The organism is Corallococcus sp. CA047B, assembly GCF_003612065.1.
Taxonomy (GTDB): domain Bacteria; phylum Myxococcota; class Myxococcia; order Myxococcales; family Myxococcaceae; genus Corallococcus; species Corallococcus praedator.
Map to the genome: position 1 here is coordinate 1 of NZ_RAWD01000515.1, position 4,167 is coordinate 4,167.

Here is a 4,167-nt window from a genome sequence, read left to right on the forward strand (position 1 = left end):
GGTTGCCACCATCGACGCGGGACATGACGAAACTCCAGGGCGGGGGGGGCCGACGCGGTGCTCGCGTCAGGATGCGCACCTACATCTGTTATCGCGCGAGCCAGCCCTCATGTTGCGTAGCCCCGGAGTCCACACGCCCCGTCCGGCTGCCCGCCTGCCGCGTCAAAGGGCTGGATCAATCCCGGATCATTTCGTTTTGAGCGCTTTCCAAAAACGCCAACCCCCTGCTTTCACTGGCCTTCCGCTCCGGACGGAAGCCGGCCGGACCGCCGCGCCGCGTCATCCAGAAGTCGAGAACAATTCTTCCAGGCCGGCCGGCAGATCGCATTGCCAGGCCGGATAATTGTGTCCGCCATTGTAGGTCCGGTACGTGACGCGGTGGCCGGCCGCATGGAGGACGGGCAGGAGGCGCTGGTTGCCGTCCACCAGGGACTCGAAGTGGCCGCAGTCCATCCAGACGTGGAGTGGCGGCTGGGCCTGTCGCCGCGCCAGGTCGAAGACGACCATGTCGGTGCCCTCGATGGAGAAGGCGCCGGACTGGGACAGCACGCGGCCAAAGGTGCGGGGCAGGCGTTGGGCCACGTAGAGCGCCATCAGTCCTCCCAGGGAAGAGCCTAGCACCGCGTGCACGCCCGGCGTGCGCTGCGCGTCCACCAGGGACAGCTTCTCTTGCGCCAGCGGCAGCACGCGGCGCTCCAGGAAGGCGACGGTGGCCTCGCTGCAGGCGTACTCGGCGGTGCGCGCCTCACGGCCGTTGGACACGAAGGCCATCGCCACCGGGCGCATGCGGCCCTGGGCGACGAGGTTGTCCACCAGCGTGGGCAGTTGGACGCGCTCCAGGTAGTCATCGCCGTCCAGCACCACCATCAGCGGCACGGGCCCCGGCACCGGCGGCGCGTAGAGGGCCACCGCGCGCTTCTTCCCCACGACCCACTCGTGCGTGTCCAATTGATGGCGCGTCACGCGGCCCCGGGGCACGCCGCGCACGCGCTGGTTCAGCGTCGTGGCCTGTCCCTTCGGCATCCAGAAGCAGTGGTTGAAGCCGCCGAAGCCGTTGTCGGAGCGGCGCTTGTTGAATGTGTCGCGCACGCGGCGGCCCCGCGCGTCCTGGAGCGCGTACTCCACATAGGCGTCTTCCGGCAGCGCCAGCGAACGCGCCCACAGGTTCTTGCCCACGCGCTCCAGCGGCAGGGGCGTCCCCCGCCAGTCCTGGAAGTCCCCTTGGAGGAAGACGCGGCTTGCGCCCTTCCACACGAAGGTGGCGGTGTCTCCGTCGATGAGCGGCGTGCCCTCGCGGCGCGCGCGTGCTTCCAGCGTCTGGGTGTCGTCCATGCGTGGCGCGCACTGTATGCACCGCGCCGGAGCGCGGGAGGCCGCATGGGGTCCACGGCGGATCCGCGTCCACCCGAGGACATCACACCGGGGCGCCCGCGCTCAGCTCCCCGCGGGCGGCAGCAGGTCGCGCAGGGCCTCGCCCAGGTCGGGGTGTTGGAACTGGAAGCCCGCCTCCAGCGCGCGCCGGGGCATCACCCGCTGGCCCTCCAACGCCACGCGCGCCATCTCCCCGAAGCGCGCCTTGAGGACGAAGCCCGGCACCTGCAATACCGCCGGCCGCTCCAGCACCGTGCCCAGCGTATGCGCGAAGGTCGCGTTGGTGACGGGCTCCGGTGAGGTGGCGTTCATCGCGCCCTCCAGCGTGGGGTGCTCCAGCGCGAAGCGCATCAGCGCGAGCAGGTCCGCGCGGTGCACCCAGCTCACGTACTGGTGCCCGTTGCCCACCCGTCCGCCCGCGCCCATGCGGAACACCGGCAGCATCCGGTGCAGCACGCCGCCCGCCGGGTGCAGCACCACGCCGATGCGCAGGCGCACCGTGCGCATCCCGGCCTCCGCCGCGCGGAGCGCCTCCGCCTCCCAGCCCTGGCACACATGGGCGAGGAAGTCGTCGCCGGGTGCGTCCTCCTCCGTCAGCGACTGTGCCTCGCGCGCGCCGCCGTAGTAGCCCACCGCCGAGGCGCAGACGAAGTGCCGCACCGAGCCCGCCTGCTTCATCGCCTCCACCAGCACGCGCGTGCCCTCCACCCGGCTTCGGTGGATGCGCTGCTTGGCCTCGTGGGTCCACCGCTGGTCCACCGGCTCCCCCGCCAGGTGCACCACCGCCTCCGCGTGCGCCAGCGCGTCCGGTGACAGCGGCGTGCTCCCATCGAAGTAGGAGCCCGTCACCCCGGCGGGCAGCCTGCCCAGGGCGTGTTCAACGTTGCGGCTGAGCACGTGCACGGTGTGGCCGGCATCCAACAAACCCTGGACAAGCCCTGGACCGAGGAAGCCACTGGCACCCGTGCACGCCACCTTCACGGCTGGGCCTCCGTCACCGCTTCGGTCGTGAGGTCCTGGCCCACCAGCGCGCTCAGGGCGACGAAGAAGCGCGCCCGGTCCTCCGGCTTCATGCGGCCTGAGTGTCGGAAGACCAACGCCCCTTCCGCGTCCAACAGCATCACATTGGACGTCTTGGTGGGCAGCTTCCAGGGCGCCTGTCCCAGGGTGCCCTCCAGGTCGACCAGGATGGGGACGCCGGCCTTCTTCTCCTCGTCCCGCACGTACGACAGGGCAATGCCCCTCGCAGGGAAGAAGTCGTATTTCTCCAGATTGGCGACCGCGACCACCCAGGCGCTCCGCAGGAGTCCCCGCTCGCGCCCGCGAGCGAACAACTCCTCCTTCAAGGGCGCGTTGAGTGTCGTGGAGTCTTTGTCCTCGTAGAAGAGGATGACGGGTTTTCCACGCCAGCGGGACAGCCGCACGCGCTCGCCCTTGGAGGTGCTTAGGGTCGCATCCACCGGTTCCGGAGTGGGGGGAGCACTGACCGCGCTCCCCGCCGCCAGCGTCACCGTCAACGCACCTGTGATCCACGCCTTCATGGGGAGCCTCCCGTGTACAAGGTTTTCACAAACCTTAGACATAGCCTTGACAATCTCTGGACGCAAACGCTACCTCTAGGTGGAAAGGCTGTTGCCGTGCTCCCGACTTCGGAGATCCGCTGTATGGCCATCACGCTTCCCAACGTGCAGCAGACGCCCGCTGACGCGGCGCCTCCGGAGCAGGCCTGGCTGCAGCTCGTGCAGGCACAGGTGGAAGCGGCGCTCGCCCGGTTGTTCGAGCTGCCGGACGAGGCTTCGCTGGATGCCCGGTGGACGCGGGCGGTGGAGCAGGCGCGCGGCTACGCGCTGCGCCCGGCCAAGCGGCTGCGGCCGGCGCTGGTGCTCGCGGGGCACGGGCTGGCGCGGGGCAGCACCGCGGTGCCGCCGGGGCTGTGGGACTTCGCTGCGGGCCTGGAGCTGCTGCACACGTTCCTGCTCATCCATGACGACGTGGCGGATCAGGCGGAGCTGCGGCGGGGTGGGCCGGTGCTGCACCGGATGCTGGCCCCGGGGCGGCCGGGCGAGGACCTGGCCATCGTCGTGGGCGACCACCTCTTCGCGCGCTCGCTGGAGGCGATGCTGGAGTCGGAGCTGCCGGGCGTTTCGCGCGTGGTGCAGTACTACCTGGGCGTGTGCCGGCATACGGCCGCGGGACAGTACCTGGACCTGGATTTGTCGCGCATGCCGCTGTCGGAGGTGTCGCTCTTCCAGACGCTGCGCGTGGCCCACCTCAAGACGGCGCGCTACGGCTTCAGCGCTCCGCTGGTGTGCGGCGCGATGCTGGGCGGCGCGGACGAAACGCTCAAGAAGGGCCTGGAGCAGGTGGGCCGCTCGGTGGGGCTCGCCTACCAGCTGCGCGACGACCTCATCGGCCTGTTCGGCAACGCGTCGGTGGCGGGCAAGGCGTGCGACGGTGACTTCATGCAGGGCAAGCGCACCTTCCCGCTGATGGCGGCGTACGTGCGCGCCACGCCCGCGGGACGCGAGGAGCTGGAGCGGCTGTGGGCGCTGCCGGTGGAGGAGAAGGACGCGGAGGCGCTGGCCCGGGCCCGGGCGCTGGTGGAGTCGCTCGGAGGCTACGTCGCGTGTGAGCGCGCGGTGGAGCGGGCCTCGCGCTCGGCGCGTCGCGGCCTGCAATGCCTGCCCAATTCCCACGGCATGAGGGACCTGCTGGACGCCCTCATCGCCCGTCTCGCACGTCGCGCTTCCTGAGGACCCGTCCATGAGCGCACAAGGCAAGCGGGTGGTGGTGGTG

The 4,167-nt window shown here is 70.4% G+C and carries 4 protein-coding genes; 1 reads left to right on the forward strand and 3 read right to left on the reverse strand.

Annotated elements, in window-relative coordinates:
- Positions 1–279 precede the first annotated feature (279 nt).
- The 3 genes from D7X74_RS40155 to D7X74_RS40165 all read right to left on the reverse strand — a co-directional run bounded on the left by D7X74_RS40155 (position 280) and on the right by D7X74_RS40165 (position 2,912).
- On the reverse strand, positions 280–1,332 hold the full coding sequence (locus D7X74_RS40155; protein ID WP_120538213.1) for an alpha/beta hydrolase-fold protein: 1,053 nt from the start codon (positions 1,330–1,332) through the stop codon (positions 280–282).
- Positions 1,333–1,434: 102 nt separating this feature from the next.
- On the reverse strand, positions 1,435–2,352 hold the full coding sequence (locus tag D7X74_RS40160) for a TIGR01777 family oxidoreductase (RefSeq protein WP_120538214.1): 918 nt from the start codon (positions 2,350–2,352) through the stop codon (positions 1,435–1,437).
- Positions 2,349–2,912: a peroxiredoxin gene (locus D7X74_RS40165; RefSeq protein ID WP_199732728.1), complete on the reverse strand. Its 564-nt coding sequence runs from the start codon at positions 2,910–2,912 to the stop codon at positions 2,349–2,351. Before D7X74_RS40165 ends, D7X74_RS40160 begins: the two co-directional genes overlap by 4 nt.
- 123 nt (positions 2,913–3,035) lie before the next feature.
- Between D7X74_RS40165 and D7X74_RS40170 the strand changes: the two genes are divergently transcribed.
- The gene (locus D7X74_RS40170; protein WP_120538216.1) at positions 3,036–4,124 is read left to right on the forward strand and encodes a polyprenyl synthetase family protein; all 1,089 of its coding nucleotides are present in this window, start codon (positions 3,036–3,038) and stop codon (positions 4,122–4,124) included.
- The last annotated feature ends 43 nt before the right edge of the window (positions 4,125–4,167 follow it).